Annotated in this window: 14 protein-coding genes; 8 read left to right on the forward strand and 6 right to left on the reverse strand. The window is 39.0% G+C overall.

Annotation, left to right across the window (positions count from 1 at the left end):
- Positions 1 to 198: 198 nt before the first annotated feature.
- The 4 genes from ACFIJJ_RS07455 to ACFIJJ_RS07470 form a co-directional block, all read right to left on the reverse strand.
- On the reverse strand, positions 199 to 441 hold the full coding sequence (locus ACFIJJ_RS07455; protein WP_375646501.1) for a hypothetical protein: 243 nt from the start codon (positions 439 to 441) through the stop codon (positions 199 to 201).
- A gap of 372 nt (positions 442 to 813) precedes the next feature.
- On the reverse strand, positions 814 to 1371 hold the full coding sequence (locus tag ACFIJJ_RS07460; RefSeq protein WP_375622861.1) for a hypothetical protein: 558 nt from the start codon (positions 1369 to 1371) through the stop codon (positions 814 to 816).
- Positions 1372 to 1419: 48 nt separating this feature from the next.
- Positions 1420 to 2043: a hypothetical protein gene (locus ACFIJJ_RS07465; RefSeq protein WP_375622863.1), complete on the reverse strand. Its 624-nt coding sequence runs from the start codon at positions 2041 to 2043 to the stop codon at positions 1420 to 1422.
- Complete coding sequence (locus ACFIJJ_RS07470; RefSeq protein WP_375622865.1) at positions 1983 to 2504, reverse strand: hypothetical protein; 522 nt, start codon at positions 2502 to 2504, stop codon at positions 1983 to 1985. The genes ACFIJJ_RS07465 and ACFIJJ_RS07470 overlap by 61 nt, the downstream gene beginning before the upstream one ends.
- Positions 2505 to 4268: 1764 nt before the next feature.
- On the opposite strand from ACFIJJ_RS07470, the gene ACFIJJ_RS07475 reads away from it, so the two are divergent.
- The 8 genes from ACFIJJ_RS07475 to ACFIJJ_RS07510 all read left to right on the forward strand — a co-directional run bounded on the left by ACFIJJ_RS07475 (position 4269) and on the right by ACFIJJ_RS07510 (position 12291).
- Positions 4269 to 4838 carry a hypothetical protein gene (locus ACFIJJ_RS07475; protein ID WP_375622867.1) on the forward strand — a complete coding sequence of 190 codons (570 nt, stop codon included), beginning with the start codon at positions 4269 to 4271 and terminating at the stop codon, positions 4836 to 4838.
- 848 nt (positions 4839 to 5686) lie between these two features.
- A complete protein-coding gene (locus ACFIJJ_RS07480; protein ID WP_375622869.1) occupies positions 5687 to 6625 on the forward strand; it encodes a YopJ/AvrA family T3SS effector serine/threonine acetyltransferase in 939 nt (312 codons plus the stop codon).
- Between the two features lie 330 nt (positions 6626 to 6955).
- Complete coding sequence (locus ACFIJJ_RS07485) at positions 6956 to 7918, forward strand: YopJ/AvrA family T3SS effector serine/threonine acetyltransferase (RefSeq protein ID WP_375646502.1); 963 nt, start codon at positions 6956 to 6958, stop codon at positions 7916 to 7918.
- Positions 7919 to 8295: 377 nt separating this feature from the next.
- Positions 8296 to 9222: a YopJ/AvrA family T3SS effector serine/threonine acetyltransferase gene (locus ACFIJJ_RS07490; protein ID WP_375646504.1), complete on the forward strand. Its 927-nt coding sequence runs from the start codon at positions 8296 to 8298 to the stop codon at positions 9220 to 9222.
- A gap of 1030 nt (positions 9223 to 10252) precedes the next feature.
- The gene (locus tag ACFIJJ_RS07495) at positions 10253 to 10915 is read left to right on the forward strand and encodes a lysozyme (RefSeq protein WP_375622877.1); all 663 of its coding nucleotides are present in this window, start codon (positions 10253 to 10255) and stop codon (positions 10913 to 10915) included.
- On the forward strand, positions 10912 to 11148 hold the full coding sequence (locus tag ACFIJJ_RS07500) for a hypothetical protein (RefSeq protein WP_375622879.1): 237 nt from the start codon (positions 10912 to 10914) through the stop codon (positions 11146 to 11148). Before ACFIJJ_RS07495 ends, ACFIJJ_RS07500 begins: the two co-directional genes overlap by 4 nt.
- A gap of 128 nt (positions 11149 to 11276) precedes the next feature.
- Positions 11277 to 11489, forward strand: a complete 213-nt coding sequence (locus tag ACFIJJ_RS07505) for a hypothetical protein (protein ID WP_375622881.1) — start codon at positions 11277 to 11279, stop codon at positions 11487 to 11489.
- A gap of 604 nt (positions 11490 to 12093) precedes the next feature.
- Entirely contained in the window at positions 12094 to 12291 is a 198-nt protein-coding gene (locus ACFIJJ_RS07510; RefSeq protein WP_375646505.1) for a hypothetical protein, read from the forward strand.
- A gap of 711 nt (positions 12292 to 13002) precedes the next feature.
- Here the strand turns inward: ACFIJJ_RS07510 and groL are convergent.
- Both groL and groES read right to left on the reverse strand, forming a co-directional pair.
- Entirely contained in the window at positions 13003 to 14646 is a 1644-nt protein-coding gene (groL, locus tag ACFIJJ_RS07515) for a chaperonin GroEL (protein ID WP_375622883.1), read from the reverse strand.
- Positions 14647 to 14705: 59 nt separating this feature from the next.
- Positions 14706 to 15002: a co-chaperone GroES gene (gene groES, locus ACFIJJ_RS07520; protein WP_005774667.1), complete on the reverse strand. Its 297-nt coding sequence runs from the start codon at positions 15000 to 15002 to the stop codon at positions 14706 to 14708.
- Positions 15003 to 15108 lie beyond the last annotated feature (106 nt).

Below are 15108 nucleotides of genomic sequence, written 5' to 3' on the forward strand. Positions count from 1 at the left end.
AAAAAGCATAAAACGAGAAGTACACCCATGCTCCTTAATGAACAAGTCAAAAGAAAGGATCAACAAAAGCCTCTCTTTACTTTTTCCCCTCGCTCACTTTCCCCTCGCTCATTTTCCCCTCGCTCACTTTCCCCTCGCTCATTTTCCCCTTGCTCACTTTCCCCTTGCTCACTTTCCCCTTGCTCACTTTCCCCTTGCTCACTTTCCCTCGCTCATTTTCCCCTCGCTCATTTTCCCCTCGCTCATTTTCCCCTCGCTCATTTTCCCCTCGCTCATTTTCTCCTTGCTCATTTTCCCCTCACTCACTTCGTATAATATGACGGGAGCTCCGTTCTGCTCCAGCTCTTCTTCTAATTGCCGTATCATTTTGTTCAACTGACGGGTCACAACAAAGCGCATAATAAAAACAATCAGTAAGAATAAAAAAGCACCGGCAAACATCCATGCCAGTGGCTCGAATAGGACAAGAGAAACAAAGTCCTGCCCTCTCCCTATCGTAACGACAGCAGTTATAACTATTGGAGCAGTCGCCATGACTGTAGAAAGATAGAATATTTTTTTATAGTCTTGCTAAACAAGAGAAAGCGGCTTTTTATCAAACATTCTGCTGTTTTTTATTTTTGGGAGATCTGTTTTAAGGCGATATCGCGTTCATTCAGCACGCATTTCAGTTCCTTTTTCACGCGACAATAAAGCCGCGCACGCTTGATAAACAAGTAACAAATTGTCCAAACTGGCACCCACAATAAAATATTTACGATCATAAATAACAGGAAAAAAAAGACTATTAATGTGATAATGCTACTCGTCATTTTATCCTCCATGCCCATTCTGCATACGAATTGCCTGATCGCGTTGTTGTATTGCTTCTTCCAATTGTTGAAGTATTTTGTTCAATTTTCTCGTTAATTTTATGCACATCACCCCAATGATCGGAAAAAAGAAAAAAAGTCCAATCCATAGAGAAGTGTTCAACAGCTGCATGATAACGCCGACCATATCGCTCTTCCACCATACAAAATTTGCGATAAAGCAAGCAGATTGCAAAACAGTAAAGAGGATAAAGATAAAAAAGATTATTTTACATTCTTTTGAAGAAAGAGGGAGAGATTCTTTGAAGTTAAGAAAGCGTATTTTTGCATCAAGTGTCTTATGCACAACATTGTGTTTTTTCATTTCTCTCTGATCATTGTGCAGTTGTTGTATGGCTTGCTTTTGTTGTGCCGTTTTCTTTTTCAAGTCTTGAGCGAGTTTAAAAGATAACCTGATATGCTTGATCAACCGGTAAGGAAGCCTGACCATCACCATAACCATTAAAATGGCAATGATAATGAACCCTAAAAAAGCCAAATATTGTATAATAATAATCACTTTCCCCCCCTATCGCATTGATATGAAATCATCATTTTTATTCTCTGTTTAAGCAAATATTTCTAATCTCTTTACTGTTTTTTTCACGCTATAATGAAGGAAACTATGGAAGATTAAAATGACAGGTAAAGCGATAATCATACACACACAGCACCACAACAGCAGCAGTACGACAAAAACGCTAACCTTAAACAATTGCAACGCATAACCGTGTAAAAAAATTGTAGATCTTGGAAAAAAAGCAAAAAAAGCTATCAAACCTACGAAAAGCATCATCAAAATAAAGGCTAGAAAAAAGATGATACAATAATCTTTTCTTGAAAGTTCCAAAGATTCTTGAAAAGAAAAAGCACGCAACTGTGTTGCAAGAACTGTCCTCTGTCCTCTACCCTCTACCTGATCATGCCCTAAATTCTGTTCTGCCCCCTTTTTTAATTTCCGCCGCATCCAAAACAACAATATGACCCGTTTTATAAAAGAATAATAAAGTGCCACGATAGTCATGATGGTAGAAAACACTATCATGATCTCCCCCACCAACATGACAACACCCAACCCTGCTGTAGTCAACATTCCAAAACTCCTTACAAAAGCATTATCCTCTCGTTTCCCTATCGTGTTCTGTTGATAGCTTGGTTGTCTAGCTGTTGCTGCTCCGGCAATGTATCCCACAGTTTTATCATTTCCTTCACATCTCGTTTAGAGATGGCGTTAAAGACAAAAAAGAGTGGAAAGAACACCACAAGACAGCCCCAAATCATTTGTGGTAAGAGACATAAAAAAGCCCAAACACCATTCCATCCCACGCCATACAAAAACACGATTGCAGGATTATTTTCAAAAGGCTGTTTCAAGATCTCCTTCATCATTTTTCGAAAATCTCCTTGTTCCATTTTCTCCAGTATTTGAACCTGTTCCTCGGATATAACGTGAAAAAACTCCAAAGGGCTCATATGGATAGTCACGGAAAAAAGCACCAACAAGAGGATAGCCAAACACAAAATGATGACGTAATCTTTTCTTGAGAGAGCCGTCCATTTTTTGAAAGCCGCAGAATGATTCAACACCAGCTGTGATGCAAAAGCCGTATTTCCCTCATGGGCAGATTGCTGTTGTGATTTATCTTCGATCATATGGATATTTTCTCACTTTTAAAATGCCCACTCACTCTTTGAGAACATGCAACCAGAAAAACGGGTTTATCTCGCACTCTTTTGACCATGAAACCCGTGCGATAAGACTTTTGAAGTCTATTTTTTAAATTCTTTATAGGTGTCAACATACAATCTCTTAAGCTTACAAGCACAAACGCCATTGTATCCCCTTATCTATTACCCACACCTCAAAAGACAATGTTTCACAAAATTCACCAAACAAAAATATTCAATCTAAAAAAATATCTGATGTGTAAAGTTTTACAACTAACATATTGATTTATAATAAATTTATTATTTTGCATATTAAATGAGAAGCCTAAGTAGCGTAGGATTGTGATTGTCTTATTCTAAATCTGTTCCATATTGGATCAAAACCATATCTCTTGCGCGTTACAAGCAGAAAGAGCCATATAGAGTAAAACATTAAGAAAGGATGACAAATGCCTCTCATGAAGCGTTTCAAATGCCAAGAGCTATCGCAACAATGAAAGCTGGCAAAATGTGTGATGCTACGGACTTTCTTCTTCACGAGCGTAAAGATGGACTATTCAATAGATTTTATATTGCTCAAACTTTATATGGATTTCATTGGGGACTTTTTTTAGCGAGCTCAAATTTGCGCTGGCTCAATCGTTATACCTTCACGAGGCACCATTGCGAAATGGGCAAAAGAGAGCCCTAAGACATGGCTCTAGAAAAAACAAAACAAAGTCGAACAAGCACCCGATTATCCAGCATGAAAAGCGCACGACAAACCACTTTAATCCTCATTTGAAAGCTTCTTAAGCAAAAAGGCTTCATTTTAAAAATTCTTTATTAAAAAGAAACTTCCCCCATATTTATAAAGGCATCTTCCATAAAGGCATTTTCCGCTTATAAAAACAGCTTCTTTCGATAGCGCATTGTGTCCTTTAAACGATATCCCCTCATCTCATGAGGCGATCCATTAAAACAGTAAAAACGGAAAGTTTTATATTCTATAAAGGATATTCATAAAGGAAACAGCAAACCAAATAGCGAGACCATTCACAATTTATTTTGAGCCGATAAACGATATTTTATTTGAAAATATAGGGCATCTTATGCTATTATAATAGGATGCGGGGGATGCTTTTTGCCACTCAACAGAAGAGTACATAACTTCTATAGAGTACATATCTTCTATAGAGTGTATAACTTCTATCAAGTATAGTGCATATCTTCTATCAAGTATAAAGAACATGTTCTATCAAGTATAAAGAATATGCTTAACAGCATAATATATATCAGGCATCTTAGTACAGCACCCCATAATCCCCCCATAAGAAAACAATAACTTTTCAATTTTACCTGTAAAAAGGTTTGGTAAAGCGCTCGTGAAAAAAGAGATAAATAATCCCATTAGAAAAAACGTCCTATTAGAAATAGACGATGACATGCCCATGGAATATCATTTTTATTTTTTCATTCACATTTGACAAAAATTTTTCTTCAATTTCTCAAGAACAGTTAAGAAACATTTAGAAAGCGAATAATCCGCTATCAATGAAAAAAATGGTAAGCCCCCCTTAAGGATGATTTTTCGCCCCACACCGTTGCTTTTCTTTGCATTTACAACGCCTTTAGTATCATTTGTTTTTTGATCTGCAACGGCTCATATCCCGCTAGTATTGCTCTCCCGCTAGTATTTATTCTAAGTGCTTTTTACATCACTGTCCCTCATCAACAGCCAGTTTCTTTTTCATTCAAATGGTTAAGTTCATGAAAATACGTAAAAAACGCGGTAGAGCGAAAATAACAGGCAAGCGCAAAGAGCCCAATAGCTGTATTTCACGTGCCACAATCCCCAGCGAATCTGGGTTTCAACCGGCGATTGAAATGCGTGCAAAACACTTTGGTTTAAGCCTCGAAGAAGCGAAAAATCCGCTTGTTGGGACCTATATTGGGCGTCTTTGTTTGCTTGGCTATAAAGGGGATTCATCAGGCATCAGTAAAGAGCAATATGACACAGCACAACAATACTTGCAAATTAGAAACGACTATTTATGTGCAAAAGGTTTACCAAATGGCTATTATGATGGTTTTACGCACAGCGTATCAGATGAGAAAGCAAAAAAGCAATGGGTTCAAAGAGCAACGGAACACTATGAAGCGATGCAAGAAGCGATTAAAGAAGCACAATATCTGCATCGTCAACATAACTTTCATGCGGCATTACACTCTCTTGTTATAGAAGATCAACCACTCTCTACGCTTGTTGGTTCGTTGCGTATTATTCTTGATGCCCTTTATAAACATTTTGACAATTCTAGCAAAAAGAGTCTTCGCTAAAACACCCATCATTTCCTCCTCCACACAGGATAAAGATTCTCCTCTCCTTTATAACATGTCTCTTTATAACCAGCGCCTTTGTAAAGTCTTCCTTTGGCAGGGTGCACTTGAAATCCACTGAGCTTACTCTTTCATAGAACTCCATGGGATTGACAAGCTTAAAGCGCTCAGCAAACAAGCTCAAAAATATCCACCACGCTTAAAAAATACTTCGACCTATCAAAGAGACTTAACCTTATATCGACCCATGCTTTACTTAATCCATGCCTCAAAGGAAAATATTTTGCTGTATAGCCAATGAATGAGCTTTTTTCTGTAGATTTTTTCCCGCGATAAAGGAGGAAAAATAATCGTTTTACTGTTGACAAAATATGAAAAATCGTATTTAATGGTGGATGCGGTAAGGGGTTTTCTGCGTCCAGATTTCATCATAAAGTTTTTGCATTATTATAGACTTATTATAAATTATTATAGACTGTTATAAAACAGTGTGTTTCGCGACAATGTTTAAAACTTTACAGTTTGAAGGTATCTTTCGTCTTTTTTTGACTATTTTCTTTTGCATCACCCAATTTGCATCACCAACAGCTCTATAATTTTGAGATCTTCAAAACAAGCCGTATTCACTAGGGGCTCCCAAGAGAACGCCCTAATAATACCCCCATAAAATACCGATATTATACATCACAGCAATGATGAGCAATACACGCATAAAAATATGAAAACGGCATCATTATGCTCTCATCGCCTCATTTTTTAAGATGTAAAGGCTTCTTTTCAAAACATTGTTTAGCCAGAATTGAAGAAGATAATATCACCTATTGATCATCAACATAGAGGCTAAGCTTATGAAGCCACAAGATTCTCCCTCACCTCATTCCTCGCAAACCCCAGAAGGCGCAAGCGCACCAGAAGGTGCAAGTGCATCATTAGACACTCTTACAGCACATTTAGAACGGCTTAACATCGAAAAAATACAAAACACCCCTTTCAACCGTGCAGAGTTAAAAGATATTGTTGCCGGTTTAGAACAGCATAATGCCGATGGCAGTTGGATCAAAAATTATTATGATATTTTAGATCTTTACATGATGCCAGCTTTGGTAGATCAAGCCAATCGTAAATATCCAGAGATGAATCTTAAACTTGCAATGACACCTGACGACTTTGCCCTTGCACTCAAAGAAACACTCGAAAATGGCATTAAATCTTCTAGACTGATCGTTAACGCAAAAGATAGAGGAATTCATTTTGCGGTCATTGATCATCAAACCATAGGGGACAAGACATCTCTGATATTTTTAGAACCTACCTCACTGCGTGACACGCTCCCCGCCTTACTTGCATTAAGGACGCGACAATCCATTGAACATCACCAATTGCCTAACATTCATTTTGCCATGGCAGAAATGAATATTCAACGCAGTTCCTCTGAATGCGGGATGTTCAGCTTAAGCCTTGCCAAAAAGCTTTATCTCGAATCTCAAAAATTGGAAAGACTGCACAAAGATAATATTAAGGGTGTGTTATGTGAACCAGACACGCCTTTACCTGCTGAAAAATTAGATCCATATCTTCCAGCTCGTTTATACAAACACGTGCAAGGCAGAAGACGTCTTAGGGAATATTTAACAGCCAATCCAGAAGCAGCACATGAAAAAGTAAACAAAAAAGGCGAAACCCTAACTGAGAGGTTTGAGAGAAGCTTGGTGGCAACAGAGACAAAAACTGTTTCTGTTTCACAACACAGAAAAAGAGCAACAGAATACAAATCGCTGATGATGTAATAAGCATTTAGCTCTATTCCACCTCCACAAAGTAATGAAGTTCTGCGGCTTGACGGTTAAGCATAAATTACTGTTAGCAAATCTTCTTTTCCCTTTGGAAGAGGTAAAGATGCAAACAATAAGCAACATGACCTCTTAAAAAGATAAAAAGATACCTTTCCTTGACTCTGAAAAGCGTGGGATTTTGTCTTTCGTAACAAATTTTTTTTAAATAAAGATGATTTCATCTCTTTATTTTTTTTAAGCTAAAAATCTTTCCTGCAAACATTGTTTAGCCAGAATTGAAGAAGATAATATTTTCTACCAATTATCAATATAGAGGCTAAGCTTATGAAGCCACAAGATTCTTCCCTCCCTCATTCCTCGCAAACCCCAGAAGGTGCAAGCGCACCAGAAGAAGTGTATGCACCAGAAGGAGCGCATGCAAATGCATCATTAGACACTCTTACTGCACATTTAGAACACCCCAGTAGCGAAAAAGGCAAAAATATCCCATTCAATCGTGAAGAATTAAAAAGTATCATTGCCCGTTTAGAGGATGATATCTCAACGGGTCGTTGGGTCACAGCTGATTATGCAAGTACAGATCTTAAACTAATGCCAGCCTTGGTAGATCAGGCAAATCGTAAATATCCCGACATGCGTCTTCAATTGGCAGCGTCATCTCACGACTTTGCCCTTGCACTCAAAGAAGCCATCGAAAACGGCGTTCAATCTTCCAGATTTATCATTTACACAAAGGATAGAGGAATTCATTTTTCAGTGATTGATCATCAAACCATCGATGACAAAACCTCCGTGATATTTTTTGAACCTACAACACTCAACAATATGAAACCAGCAGTGCTGGCATTAAGAACACAATTGGCTCTTAAAGCGCATGAGTTGCCCAATTGTTCCTTTGCCATGGTAGAAATGGATATTCAGCGAAGCTCTTCTGAATGTGGAATGTTCAGCTTAGCCCTTGCTAAAAAGCTTCATACCGAATCTCAAAAATTAGAAAGACTGCATAAGGATAATGTTAAGGGTGTATTATGTAAACCAGACACGCCTTTACCTGCAGAAAAATTGGATCCATATCTTCCGACCACTTTTTACAAACACGTGCAAGGAAGAAGACGTCTTGGGGAATATCTAAAAGCCAATCCAGAAGCAGCACAGGAGAAAGTAAACAAAAAAGGCGAAACCCTAACTGAGAGGTTTGAGAGAAGCTTGGTAGCAACAGAGACAAAAACTGTTTCTGTTTCACAACACAGGAAAAGAGCCACAGAATATAAATCTCTAATGATGTAATAAGCATTTAGCCCTATTCCACATCCACAAAGAATGAAGCTCTGCGGCTTGACGGTTAAGCATAAATTGCTGTTAGCAAATCTTTTTTTCCTTTGAAAGAGGTAAAGATGCAAACAGTAAGCAACATGACTTCTTCAAAGACAAAGGATAAAACAGGACAGCTCTATCAAAAATAGCCCATTTTAAAACAGTGCTCATAAATTTGAAAATGCACGAGATGCTTCATTTTTTTAAATTCAAGAAAACCATAAGCTTTTTAAAAACACCCCTTTTTAACCTCACCTTCCAAGGTGCAAAGGTTCTCTTTCAAAACATTGTTTAGCCAGAATTGAAGAAAATAATATTTTCTACCAATTATCAATATGGAGGCTAAGCTTATGAAGCCACAAGATTCTTCCCAACCTCATTCCTCACCAACACCAGAAGGGGCAAGTGCAAATGAATCTTTAGAAGACCTTATTGCCCGTTTAATGCAAAGCTCGGTCCAAACAGAAGAAGAACATGTTGCACCGAGTTCTGCCGAATTAAAAGATATTATTACAGGCTTAGAAGATGATCTCGTCACCGGCCGTTGGATTAACGCTTATTATGAAGATACGGATATTAGATTGATGCCGGCTCTCGTAGAAAAAGCAAACAGCAAATATCCAGACATGAATCTCAAATTGGCTCTTACAGCAGAAGAGTTTTCGCACGCCCTAAAAGAAGTCGTTGAGAGCGGCGCAAAATCTGCCCGATTTATAGTCAATTCGGGAAGCACAATCCACTTTGCCGTCCTTGATTATCAAAAAGTTGATGAGAAAATCTCTTTGATTATGCTTGAACCTACAACCTTTCAGAATATCACGGCTTGCAAACTAGAGAGAAAAATAAATCAAACCCTTCAATGTCTTCAACTGCCTCCTTATTCTTTTACCACAGCAGAAATGGATATTCAGCGAAGCTCTTCTGAATGTGGAATGTTCAGCTTAAGCCTTGCCAAAAAGCTTTATCTTGAATCTGATAAATTAGCAAGATTGCACAAAGATAATGTTAAGGGTGTATTATGTGAACCCCATTCCTCTTTATCTGCTGAAAAGTTAGATTCCTATCTTCCCATCAGTTTATACAAACATGCGCAAGGAAGAAGACGTCTAGAACAATATTTAAAAGTCCATCCGGAAGCTGAACATGAAACAGTCAACAAAAAAGGCGAAACCCTGAGAGAGAGATTTGAAAAAAACTTAAAAACAACAGAGGGAAAAACTGTTTCTATTTCCTCTCACCAAAAAAGGATTACTGAATACAAATCTTTAACGATGTAATTGAGGTTTTTTCCATATTGCTATTCATCAAAGAACGAAGAGAGATTGCTTTACAGCGAAGATTTCTCTAGGCAAATCGGCTTTTGTGTTCGTAAAACAAAAATAGCAAACAACTTTTCTCTTAAAGAAAAAGCACCATTGTCCGATAAAAACCATCCCCTCTTAAAATTGTATCAAAATTCCAAAGCTCTTGTTCGCCCAAAGCTTTTTGTAACAATGAGACTATTTGAATAGGCAAAACGCTTGATACATAAAATATTGAATGCTTCCGTCTTCAGTAAAAGCATATGTCTTGTTTTTCTGAGAGTGTGCGCTTATATCTCAAGCCCCCCACATCAATGCCATACGACGAACACAACCACTATAGATCACGCTTATCGTGCATCAACCCAACAACTGCCCGCACACCAATAAAGACTCCATCAAAAAACCAATACAAGGTCTTAAAATCAACAACCTCTCTTAACGGAAAACACCAACCCAACCATTATCTCACCAACCTAACCATTATCCCTCTTGCCCAACCATTATCCCTCTTGCCCAACCATTACCCCTCTTGCCCAACCATTTACCTCTCTTGCCCAACCATTACCCCTCTTGCCCAACTATTTACCCCTCTTGCCCAACTATTTACCCCTCTTGCCCAACCATTATCCCTCTTGCCCAACTATTTACCCCTCTTGCCCAACCATTATCCCTCTTGCCCAACCATTACCCCTCTTGCCCAACCATTTACCCCTCTTGCCCAACTATTATCCCTCTTGCCCAACCATTTACCCCTCTTGCCCAACTATTTACCCCTCTTGCCCAACCATTTACTCCTCTTGCCCAACTATTTACCCCTCTTGCCCAACCATTATCCCTCTTGCCCAACTATTTACCCCTCTTGCCCAACCATTATCCCTCTTGCCCAACCTTTTGATTTCATCACAGTTTCACATCTCTTCTGTTTTTGAAGCGTGAAAAAATTCATTTTTAATCTGTCAACCAGCCTCACGTTACCGTGAGGCTTTATTTTATGGAGAAGCAAATGAGAAAAATATCTAAAGCAGGACTTGCACTCATTAAACAATGGGAAGGATTGCGTTTACAAGCCTATAAAGATGCCATTGGGGTGTGGACAATCGGCTATGGTCATACCAGCACGGCTGGCAAACCGTTCGTTCACAAGGGCATGATCATTACTGAAGAACAAGCAGAAGAAGTTCTTTGTCAAGATTTAAGGCAATTTGAAAACACCGTTGAAAAACATGTGACGGTTTCTTTAACGAATGAACAATTCGCCGCACTCGTATCGTTTTGCTATAATGTAGGAACGGCAGCTTTTTGTAATTCGACCCTTCTAAAAAAGCTCAATAACGGCGAATATGAAGCCGTCCCTGCTGAGTTACAAAAGTGGACCAAAGCAGGAGGAAAACGTCTTCACGGTTTAGTGCACCGTCGTGCAGCAGAAGCAGGCTTATGGGCGAAAGGGGCTTATGTTTCTTCCAACTATCAAACCGTAGAAACGCAAGCACCAACGGGTGTTTTCAAGGCAGAAGCGCTTACGCCGATTATTGGTTCTTTTTCTGGTCTTGGCGGTTTATTGGCAGGCAATGGTCCTATCCAATGGGCATTAGCAACCATTATGGTTTTAGCCGCCTTCGTTGGCATTTTCTTTGTGGCAAAACGGTTTCGGGAGCAGCGTTTATGATGGGGTGGTTGAAAAAAAATCTGATGATAACAGGAGCGGCTCTGACCGCTTTTTTTATTGCTTTAGCAAAAGCTTTCACTCTTGGAAAGAAGATTGAGCAACAAAAGCAAATAGAAACAACACTAAAGTCATCAACAACACGGCAAGAGGTGGAAAATGAAATTAATCAAAAAAGTGATACTGATGTACGGGCTGCTCTTACTCACTGGTTGCGCGATAAAAACAATCAATGAGCCTTTTTCTTGCGTTGGTTGGATGCCCATTTATTTAGACAACAAAGATCTCAATATCATCAGTTCAAATCTCGCAAGAGATATTTTAAAGCATAACAAACAAGGGGAACACATGTGTGGGTGGAAACATGGCTAGAAAAAAAACACAAGACGATAAAGAGCTTACAGAAAAGGAAAAAGAAATCCTACAAGAAATCATCATGACTTATAAAAGTATAAAAGTGATGTCGCGTTATACGAAGTGGATTATATTCATCATTGTGTTATTAGCGCTTGATTTTTCACGGATTATAGATGCGCTGGGAAATTTTTTTACACAAAAATCGAATATTCAGCTCTAAAATAAAAAATAAAAAATGAACCGTGAGACGTGTTCAATTATTTTAAAATATAAAAAGCCATTCGTTATTTTTTGAACACATGGAGTTTTATTGATGATTTTTCACGTCTCACGAGAAATTTTTATACACTCTTCACAAACACTTTCATGAAATGAATTTAAGGGTATGAAGAGAGATTTTTAACAAACACGTAAGTCAGCAACTTTGGTAACATAAGAAAAGGATCATACCAACATACATTTTTTTAATAATCTATTGATATCCAAATGATTTTATACTCTTCATAAATCCCATTACCAAGAATTTGTATTAAAAGACATTTCTTTTAAAGAAGTGCATAAACAAGCAATGTAATGGTAGCCTTACATAAAGCCTCTCATCTTTACGTTTAATAAAAAAGCAAGCCGGCTCCTCCCTGCCTCTCAATACCCTACCTCTCAATTTTCACCCTCCCAATGCCCTGCCTCCCAATGCCCTGCCGCCCAATGCCCTGCCTCCCAATGCCCTGCCGCCCAATGCCCTGCCTCTCAATGCCCTGCCGCCCAATGCCCTGCCGCCCAATGCCCTTATGTCCTATGCATAAAGATCAAATTGAAGAGAATATATGAAAAATCCTTGGCTCGAAAATATGAAAAGAAGGCATGAAGCTACAACAGAATTTCGCGTGCCTTTATCATCAGAAGCATTAAAAATTCTAAAACAAGCGCGCCTACTGTCTCGTAATGATTTTTTTCAGCTATCTGTCATGGTCCCCTTAGCTCAAAAATTGCTCCCCTCTCAAGAATTTTCTGTCACAATATAGGCAACAAACAGAACTTGAGTATGACAACATGGGTTTGGCTCCAGTTTAGGTGATGCGCTTACCGAAAAAAAGATGAGAGCAAGGCAAAAAATTAGCTTTTATCTTTAAGCTTCTCAAATGGAGCAGTCTCCCCATTTCAGAGATCAACGAAACAGAGAGATGCTTATCCCCCTATGCAAAAGCTTGAAATACCAGCATCTTATTCATAAAAAAACAAACCAGCCCCATCATGCTCTTTTCAATTCTGTCTTTCCAACGCTCAATAGGTACTAACTCTTAATTACTAACTCTTAACTACTGACTTTTAATGATTGCGTTGGTTTATAAAAACCGTAGTGACCTCTCACCTTATGAAGCACAAACACAGGATTTTTTAATGATAAATGAATAAGCTTAAAATAAAAAAAGAACTATATGAGAAAGAAATTATTATAAATCAAAGAATTGTATTTTTATCAGCAAAATATTTTCAAAGGCAATCACAATCTCTGCACAATAGAAACATTTCATAAATGCAAGAGAAAAAGCCAAAAACCAAAAGTGAGATCTATTCACTCTCTTCATAATGACGACATATCCCTCCGTGGAAAAGAGAATAATCCTCTAAGATAAAGAAACAATCATAAAGAGGAAAATTCGTATGCACAAAAGAAATATACAAAAAAACGGGCCCATAAGACCCGTTTCTTTATTACGTCTATGGAAAAGAGCTTAGAAATCCATTCCGCCCATTCCGCCCATTCCACCAGCAGGCATTGGAGGCATTGGAGTGTCTTTTTTGGGAACTTCAGCAACCATTGCTTCTGTTGTGATCAGAAGGCTCGCAATTGAAGCCGCATTCTGAAGAGCAGAACGCACAACTTTCACGGGATCAACAATTCCCAAAGCAATCAAATCACCAAATTCACCGGTTGCGGTATTGTAACCATAAGTGTCAGCATTATTTTCCAGCACTTTGCCCACAATAATAGCGGCTTCTTCACCAGCATTGGTTGCGATTTGGCGCGCTGGAGCTTGTAGAGCACGACGAACGATACTAATACCCGCTTCTTGGTCAGGATTACTTCCCTTAACAGTCAACGCATTTGCTGCACGCAACAATGCGGTACCACCACCAGCAACAATACCTTCTTCAACAGCAGCACGTGTTGCATTCAAAGCATCATCAACACGGTCTTTCTTTTCTTTCACTTCAACTTCTGTTGCACCACCCACACGGATAACAGCAACACCACCAGCGAGTTTAGCAAGTCTTTCTTGCAATTTCTCACGGTCATAGTCAGAAGTTGTTTCTTCGATCTGAGCCTTGATTTGATTGACGCGAGCAGTAATTTCAGCTTTTTGTCCAGCACCATCAATAATGGTGGTATTTTCTTTAGAAATATTCACTTTCTTTGCACGTCCAAGCATATCCAAAGTGACATTTTCAAGTTTAATGCCCACATCTTCAGAAATAACCTGTCCAGATGTCAAGATAGCAATATCTTCCAGCATTGCTTTACGGCGATCACCAAATCCAGGAGCTTTTACAGCAGCAATTTTCAAACCACCGCGCAGTTTGTTAACCACGAGCGTTGCCAAAGCTTCACCTTCCACATCTTCAGCGATAATGAGAAGTGGTTTTCCAGACTGAACAACAGCTTCAAGCACAGGAAGTAAGGATTGCAAATTAGACAATTTCTTTTCATGAATGAGAATGTAAGGATCATCGAGATCAGCGACCATTTTCTCAGCATTTGTGACAAAATAAGGGGAAAGATACCCGCGGTCAAATTGCATTCCTTCCACGACTTCCAATTCCGTTTCAGCGGTTTTAGCTTCTTCCACGGTAATGACGCCTTCATTGCCCACTTTTTCCATAGCATCAGCGATCATTTTACCGATTTCAGCAGCACCATTGGCGGAAATTGTTCCCACCTGTGCAATTTCTGCAGAAGTTTGAATTTTTTTAGCTTTTTTGAAGAGGTTTGCCACCACTTCTTCAACAGCAGCATCAATTCCACGCTTCAAATCCATTGGGTTCATACCAGCAGCAACGGCTTTAACACCTTCTTGCACAATAGCCTGTCCCAAAACAGTTGCTGTTGTTGTTCCATCACCGGCAACATCATTGGTTTTAGAAGCAACTTCGCGCAACATTTGCGCACCCATATTTTCGAACTTATCTTCCAGTTCGATTTCTTTTGCAACGGATACACCATCTTTTGTGATGCGAGGCGCACCGAATGATTTATCAATCACCACATTGCGACCTTTAGGGCCGAGTGTCACCTTCACAGCATTAGCAAGAATGTCGACACCGCGCAACAAACGCTCACGCGCATCACGGCCAAATTTGACTTCTTTAGCAGCCATTTAATTTCTCCTTGGAGTTTTTTTCAAAATAGTACACAATGAAAAACTAAGCGCTTCAATTAGCCCATAATTCCCATAATGTCAGATTCTTTCATGATGAGGAGATCTTCCCCATTAATCTTGACTTCAGTTCCAGACCATTTTCCAAACAAAATACGGTCTCCTGTTTTGACTTCTAACGGCACGCGCTTTCCATTATCATCCAGAGCGCCATTGCCAACAGCAATCACTTCGCCTTCTTGAGGTTTTTCTTTTGCTGTATCAGGGATGATGATCCCACCAGCTGTTTTATTTTCAGATTCAACCCGACGGACAACGACACGGTCGTGAAGTGGGCGGAATTGTATATTAGCCATGTTTTAAATCCTTAAAACTGAACATAATTGCATTAATCTTAAAAGTTCTTGCTAGCACTCTCTTCACGTGAGTGCTAACATGAGTTAGATATAAAATCGGCATCTC

The organism is Bartonella sp. TT29SHDZB (assembly GCF_042193395.1).
Classification (GTDB): Bacteria; Pseudomonadota; Alphaproteobacteria; order Rhizobiales; family Rhizobiaceae; genus Bartonella.

Bases quoted from the DNA above. Each gene is read 5' to 3' on its own strand.
- ACFIJJ_RS07455 (WP_375646501.1), bottom strand. From the start codon at position 441: ATGTTTGCCGGTGCTTTTTTATTCTTACTGATTGTTTTTATTATGCGC.
- ACFIJJ_RS07470 (WP_375622865.1), bottom strand. From the start codon at position 2,504: ATGATCGAAGATAAATCACAACAGCAATCTGCCCATGAGGGAAATACG.
- ACFIJJ_RS07475 (WP_375622867.1), top strand. From the start codon at position 4,269: ATGAAAATACGTAAAAAACGCGGTAGAGCGAAAATAACAGGCAAGCGC.
- ACFIJJ_RS07480 (WP_375622869.1), top strand. From the start codon at position 5,687: ATGAAGCCACAAGATTCTCCCTCACCTCATTCCTCGCAAACCCCAGAA.
- ACFIJJ_RS07485 (WP_375646502.1), top strand. From the start codon at position 6,956: ATGAAGCCACAAGATTCTTCCCTCCCTCATTCCTCGCAAACCCCAGAA.
- ACFIJJ_RS07490 (WP_375646504.1), top strand. From the start codon at position 8,296: ATGAAGCCACAAGATTCTTCCCAACCTCATTCCTCACCAACACCAGAA.
- ACFIJJ_RS07495 (WP_375622877.1), top strand. From the start codon at position 10,253: ATGAGAAAAATATCTAAAGCAGGACTTGCACTCATTAAACAATGGGAA.
- ACFIJJ_RS07500 (WP_375622879.1), top strand. From the start codon at position 10,912: ATGATGGGGTGGTTGAAAAAAAATCTGATGATAACAGGAGCGGCTCTG.
- ACFIJJ_RS07505 (WP_375622881.1), top strand. From the start codon at position 11,277: ATGGCTAGAAAAAAAACACAAGACGATAAAGAGCTTACAGAAAAGGAA.
- ACFIJJ_RS07510 (WP_375646505.1), top strand. From the start codon at position 12,094: ATGAAAAATCCTTGGCTCGAAAATATGAAAAGAAGGCATGAAGCTACA.
- groL (WP_375622883.1), bottom strand. From the start codon at position 14,646: ATGGCTGCTAAAGAAGTCAAATTTGGCCGTGATGCGCGTGAGCGTTTG.
- groES (WP_005774667.1), bottom strand. From the start codon at position 15,002: ATGGCTAATATACAATTCCGCCCACTTCACGACCGTGTCGTTGTCCGT.